Raw genomic sequence first — 5,251 nt, forward strand, 5'->3', positions numbered from 1 at the left:
TCAACAGCAAGTTCCGGGCGGAATGTTTGAACGCCCATTGGTTCCTGACGCTTGCGGACGCCCGTGAAAAGATGGAGGATTGGCGTAGACACTACAATGAGGACCCTGCTCATTCGGCGATCGGATGCAACGTTCCGATCGCACTGCATAATCCCGGTGGCATCCCCAGCCTGTCACCGTGAGAGAAGTCGGAAAACTCCAGCTTCCGGCGATGCAAGGTTGGGTCTCAGAGCAGATCGGAAAATGCTCTAACGCTTAATGGCAGGAATTCTTGGGGCTGGGTCAATCCCGTTAGTTCAAAAACAGTTGGGCAGACATCTCAAACTACGTACGTGAATTATTCGCCCCTTGCTTGTATACGGAGCGGGGTCTTAAAGTCATGTTGATACTCATCGTAGCTTTGAGTGTGTATTTTGAAATTTAATCTGTCACTTCGATAGAGGTCTTCAGTGTATTGAAATAAACGGTCGTCTTTGGTTCTAATCAGCCGCTTTATAAGCAGCAATGGGTCGCCGGGCGGGATCCTTAGCATTTTAGCATCCTCGGGCGTAGCCTTGACAGCCTCGATAGTTTGGTGGGCTTCCCCGAGTCTCACGTCGGTTTCACGATGGAGAACCTCGTAGATTGACTCCTTTTCCAAGTCAAATTCGAGAATTTGATAAAAATATCCATAAACATAATAAGATCTCTCTATTATTAACGGCTCATCATCTCCAAATCGCAACCGCTCGATTTCAACCACCTTCTCAGACGATTTTAGTTCCAAAAGACGTTGAATTCGGCTGTTCGGTTTCACCGTCTCCCGCCTGAAAATCTTTGCGTGCGCTTTCTTTCCGTGCTGTTGCATTAATTCGGTGAAACCGATTAAGCGTTGTGCATCTTGCGCTATCTTGTCTTCTTTCTCGGTTACGAATGTCCCTCGGCCGCGTTCTCTCGTCAGAACTCCCTGCTGGATCAACAACTTCACCGCCTCACGAACTGTGCCACGACTTACGCCGTGAATCTCACAAAGTTCGCTTTCACTAGGTATCTTGGTGCCGACAGGATACTTCCCGGCTTCAAATTGACGGCAAAGTTCTTCGTAGATGAGGTAGTATTTGGGTGTTAGAAGATTTCGGTCAGAATTCATCGACCGTTCCTTGTTGATTTCTAGTTGCATAGATATCTAGACATTTTATTGGTGTCAAGATGTGGATGACCCTGACAACAACCAGAGAGGTTCTGTCGCAAAGATTTTGATTTCAGCTCTTTTTCGATTATGCGAGCGTTGTCAGTGGGTTGACAAGTATTTCTGGTGTGGTGAGTTTCAAGGGTGTGCGGTATCCGAAACATGTGATCCTTCACGCGGTGTTTTTCTACGTCCGCTACGCGGTGTCTTACCGCGACTTTGAGGAGATCTTGGCCGAGCGCGGTGTTACTGTCGATCAGGCCACGCTGAACCGATGGGTGGTGAAGTTTGCACCCCAGATCGCCGCCGAAGCGCAAGCCAGGAAGCGGCCGACGGCTACGTCCTGGCGGATGCATGAGCCCTACATCAAGGTTATAGGTCGGTGGACGTATCTCTACCGAGCGGTGGACCGAGACGGTCAAACCCTTGATTTCACGCTTTCTGAGCAGCGTGATCTGGCCGCCGCGCGGCGGTTCTTCAAGCGCGCGATGGCGGCGAACGGCGTGCCCGAGCGCGTTGTGATCGACAAAAGCGGCGCCAATCTGGCGGGGCTTCAGGTGGTGAATGTGATCCTGAAAATCGCAGGCGGCGGGCGGTTGATCGAGGTTCGGCAGGTCAAATACCCGAACAACATCCTCGAACAGGATCATCGTTTCATCAAGCGGATCACCAGACCGATGCTGGGCCTTCAAGGCCTTTCAATCCGCCGCCGCGACCATCGCAGGGATCGAAGCTGCGCTCATGATCCGTAAGGGCCAGATCCCGGCGAATGCTACCTCAGCCTTCCAGATCTTTGCTGAACTCGCAGCATAATTATGTCCAAAATAAAATAATTCCTTCGCCGATCGCTTCTTCATTTCCGCCGTTCGGGCGACGATAGGTATCTAGCAAGGAGAACGAAATGACAAAGACAGACTGTGCAATCGAAACCTCTCGGAAACTGACCACGCCGCTCAGGTTGAGCCTGACCGCCCTCTGCTGTGCGGTCTGGGCGTACGTTTCATTCATGATTTTCAAATTTTTCGGTGGAATGGAAGGATATTCCGCGGCTCTCGTCGGACCCGCTATCGTGATGGCCTATTTGCTCCCGATTGTTATTCTCTCGCTCTTCACCTATCCGGATTGCAAGCTCCGTCGCGAACCCTTCTTCGAAGCTATCAATTGTCACCTTGGCGAGGACGGATTTCCTTCCATCCACTTCAGGATCGCAGTCTGTGCTTCCGCAGTCTTGGCGTTGATTACACTTCGACTGCTTTACGTCGAGTTCGATCTCTCGAGCTTTTTCTGGCAGGAGATCGACACGGGGTTCCCTCCCTTTTTGATGTTGTGCTTCCTCTGCTTTGCGAGTGGTTACAGCTTCCGGTCTGTGCTGATTTTTTGGCGGTAGACCTTCTCAGATGCAAACTCGGAAAGGCGGCTTCGGTCGCCTTTTTTGATGTCCGGGAGTTACTCAGGGCAATCGCGAGCTTCACCGTCGTCATGGGTCCAGGATGGATCAAACACAGACAACAACGGAGTTTTTGATGTCGAGCAAGGAATGCGAGATCGAGGTTGCGGAGCAGGAAGCCGAAGAGGCTCTGACCGCCATCAAGGAGATGATCGCGAAAGCGGAGCGGGATGCCGCCATCGCGCCGGAAGCGAAGCACGACGTCATCGCCACCTTTCTCGGTGAGCCGTCGGATGAGGCTGCCGACCGCATGTACGGCATCGTCATCACGATCCCCGAAGCCCATCTGGACTACTACGACGGCACCCGCCTGGATCTCGGCCAGACGGTCGGGTTCCGGGTTCTCCATGGGGTCGACGGAAAGATTCCGACGCCGGACATCCTGCCTCCCGATCACGAGGGATACGGCCGCCGTGAGGAATGGCTGAACGCGGTATTGGACACCGCACGCGGATCCGTGCTGGCGGCGATCAAGTCCGACATCGCGGCAGAACGAAACGAACGGCGGTGGTGACCATGGAGCTGGCGATCATCAAGCCAACTGACGGCATGACGGACTGCTTTCACGATTTCCGTGTGTGCTACGTCATTGAGCAACCCAATGAGCCTTCGATCTCGTTCAACAAGAGCCATCCGGTGACGGTCGTCCTTCGCGCCGCGACGGCAACCGAGGGCGCGTCGATTTCCTTCCAGCAGAAGCAGGAGAGCGGCGAGTTCTGGCGCGTTGCCGAAGTCCCCAGCGCCGTCGATTTTTCCGGCGACCGCGAGATTTTCTTTTCGAGAGCGGGAGATCTCTTCGACCCCCTGGATGAATATGACTTCACTCGAGGCGGCCCCGGCGTCGTCATCGAATTTGAGATCGCCGGCGGCCGGTCCATCGTCCTCGTCAACGAGGTTGAGGTTCCGAACCCGGTTCGGCTTAACGGGCGGGATCTCGGAAATGCTCTCGGACGGCATTCCGAGGAAGTCGTCGCGGCGTAGCCTCTCCAAGGAGGGGGAAGAACAAGGGCGGTCTCAGGCCGCCTTTTTCGTGCCCCGGCGCTCCCTGTGCCGTGTGGAATATTTTCCACTTTTCGTCGTCTTGGGCGGCTTTTGTTACGAATCTTCCACATTCGGTCTGCGTGACAGCGGTCCGCGCCGCCTGATTTGTAAAAAATATGAGACAATTCCGGCCAGAAACCGCCTTTTGTCTCAAATATTTTACACCCCCCCTGCACGTTCTCCTTGCTCCGGGAGTTGTCGGCATTGGCGACGTGTTCCTTGCGCCGCCGGCGGCCATCATCAGGGAAACCAGCAAGGAGAACTCAATGAACATAGTCGAAACCGATTACCAGCCGCGAGACTTCGATGTCTACGTAAAGCCATCGTTCCGAGGTGGAGATAGCGGCATTCGTTTCGTCGCACCCCACAACATGGTTGTCATCGACGCGAACGACAGGCCAACTCGTGCTCCCCACCCAACGCTTCCGGACGGCTCCAAGATGCTCGTCATTGACCCTCAGGTAGAGGAATACGAGAGGCCGTCGATCTGCATCAACGGCGGAGACCTCGCTGATGCTGCAAATACCTGTTTCGAAATTATTACGTCTGGGGGCTTTGGGGCGGAGGTAGTTCTCCGTAAGACGTCGGACGGCATCTGCACCATCGAACTCCATGACCAAGAAGAAGCCCCCAAGCTTCTGGGTATGATGGCCATGGATGCGATCCCGGACACCAGGCTCGACACCTCAGACGTCAACCCAATCGTCATGGATCGCGAAGATTTCATGTCCTTCGCCGACGACACGGACACCTACTTCCGCGCCTTCCCCGATTTGCTTTCCGAGGTGGAGTTCTTCGCAGGCGAAAGGGAGGGTTGTCACGAAATTCGTTATTTGGGGCCGGATCTGAACCGGGAGAACCCATTCGAAGGCTTGGTCCCCGGCTTGGCGGCTATTGTTGCCGATCACGCTTTTATGGTCGCCGAGGATTCTCAGGTCGAATTCGGCAAGATCGCTTCCGAGGACGGAGATCGTCTGGAGGTGATGATCAAGGTGCCCGATATCGACACATCGTTCTGGGTTTTCATATGGATGACCGAGAACAATCGTCATCTGCCTTCGGTAGGCTACAAGTCGATATGCGCATCATCTTGTGACAGCAATGATCCTCAGGTCGTTTCAACCATGAATACGACAGAGGTCGCCCTCAAGAAGACCGTTCAGCATTTCTGCGACGTCGCATACAAACTCGATGTCAAAACGGACTTCCGGGATCTCTTTGAAGCCGGGAACGCTCCAACGCCCTGATCGGGGCACCTGGGCCTGATTGAGAGGCGGCTCCGGCCGCCTTTTTCCGTTGTCCGGGAGTTACTCGACATCTTTACGTGTTCCTTGCAACGACGCACCCCATTCTCCTGTAATCGAAAACCGACAGGAGATTTCCATGCCCAATACCCCGCTCGAGTACGAAATTGACGACGGAAGTCGGCCCCGAGGTTCCCTGGGCGACTTCTGGGTGAAGTTCCCGGTGACCTGCCACTGAACTTTCATCCAGCCGCGACCGGAGCCGGTAGCTGATTTACGCCTTTCGGCGTGGGTTGAGCAATCGCCCGGCGCGCGGAACTCTCATCGCGTGCAGCGGGACGGGCGATTGCG

7 protein-coding genes are annotated in these 5,251 nt (G+C 54.5%); 6 read left to right on the forward strand and 1 reads right to left on the reverse strand.

The features are described 5' to 3' along the window. On the forward strand, nt 1–182 hold a 182-nt coding region (locus FOA17_RS06900; RefSeq protein WP_149140747.1), incomplete at its 5' end, for an integrase core domain-containing protein. Nucleotides 183–337: 155 nt separating this feature from the next. Here FOA17_RS06900 and FOA17_RS06905 read toward each other — a convergent pair. Continuing rightward, entirely contained in the window at nt 338–1,129 is a 792-nt protein-coding gene (locus FOA17_RS06905; RefSeq protein ID WP_162528188.1) for a GntR family transcriptional regulator, read from the reverse strand. A 167-nt stretch (nt 1,130–1,296) separates the two neighbouring features. On the opposite strand from FOA17_RS06905, the gene FOA17_RS06910 reads away from it, so the two are divergent. The 5 genes from FOA17_RS06910 to FOA17_RS06930 all read left to right on the forward strand — a co-directional run bounded on the left by FOA17_RS06910 (nt 1,297) and on the right by FOA17_RS06930 (nt 4,903). After that, nucleotides 1,297–1,981, forward strand: a protein-coding gene (locus FOA17_RS06910) for an IS6 family transposase (RefSeq protein ID WP_238991757.1) whose coding sequence is annotated in 2 segments (ribosomal slippage) — nt 1,297–1,854 and nt 1,856–1,981 — 684 coding nt in all. Because the reading frame shifts where the segments join, the coding sequence is not laid out codon by codon here. A gap of 88 nt (nt 1,982–2,069) precedes the next feature. After that, nucleotides 2,070–2,555: a hypothetical protein gene (locus tag FOA17_RS06915; protein WP_149140749.1), complete on the forward strand. Its 486-nt coding sequence runs from the start codon at nt 2,070–2,072 to the stop codon at nt 2,553–2,555. Nucleotides 2,556–2,691: 136 nt separating this feature from the next. After that, the gene (locus FOA17_RS06920; protein WP_149140750.1) at nt 2,692–3,129 is read left to right on the forward strand and encodes a hypothetical protein; all 438 of its coding nucleotides are present in this window, start codon (nt 2,692–2,694) and stop codon (nt 3,127–3,129) included. A 2-nt stretch (nt 3,130–3,131) separates the two neighbouring features. After that, nucleotides 3,132–3,596: a hypothetical protein gene (locus tag FOA17_RS06925; protein WP_149140751.1), complete on the forward strand. Its 465-nt coding sequence runs from the start codon at nt 3,132–3,134 to the stop codon at nt 3,594–3,596. 176 nt (nt 3,597–3,772) lie between these two features. Beyond that, nucleotides 3,773–4,903, forward strand: a complete 1,131-nt coding sequence (locus FOA17_RS06930) for a hypothetical protein (RefSeq protein WP_149140752.1) — start codon at nt 3,773–3,775, stop codon at nt 4,901–4,903. Nucleotides 4,904–5,251: the final 348 nt, after the last annotated feature.

The organism is Gemmobacter caeruleus (assembly GCF_008271655.1).
Lineage (GTDB): Bacteria > Pseudomonadota > Alphaproteobacteria > Rhodobacterales > Rhodobacteraceae > Gemmobacter > Gemmobacter caeruleus.

Coding starts and splice junctions, on each gene's coding strand:
- FOA17_RS06905 (WP_162528188.1), bottom strand. CDS start 1,129: ATGAATTCTGACCGAAATCTTCTAACACCCAAATACTACCTCATCTAC.
- FOA17_RS06915 (WP_149140749.1), top strand. CDS start 2,070: ATGACAAAGACAGACTGTGCAATCGAAACCTCTCGGAAACTGACCACG.
- FOA17_RS06920 (WP_149140750.1), top strand. CDS start 2,692: ATGTCGAGCAAGGAATGCGAGATCGAGGTTGCGGAGCAGGAAGCCGAA.
- FOA17_RS06925 (WP_149140751.1), top strand. CDS start 3,132: ATGGAGCTGGCGATCATCAAGCCAACTGACGGCATGACGGACTGCTTT.
- FOA17_RS06930 (WP_149140752.1), top strand. CDS start 3,773: ATGAGACAATTCCGGCCAGAAACCGCCTTTTGTCTCAAATATTTTACA.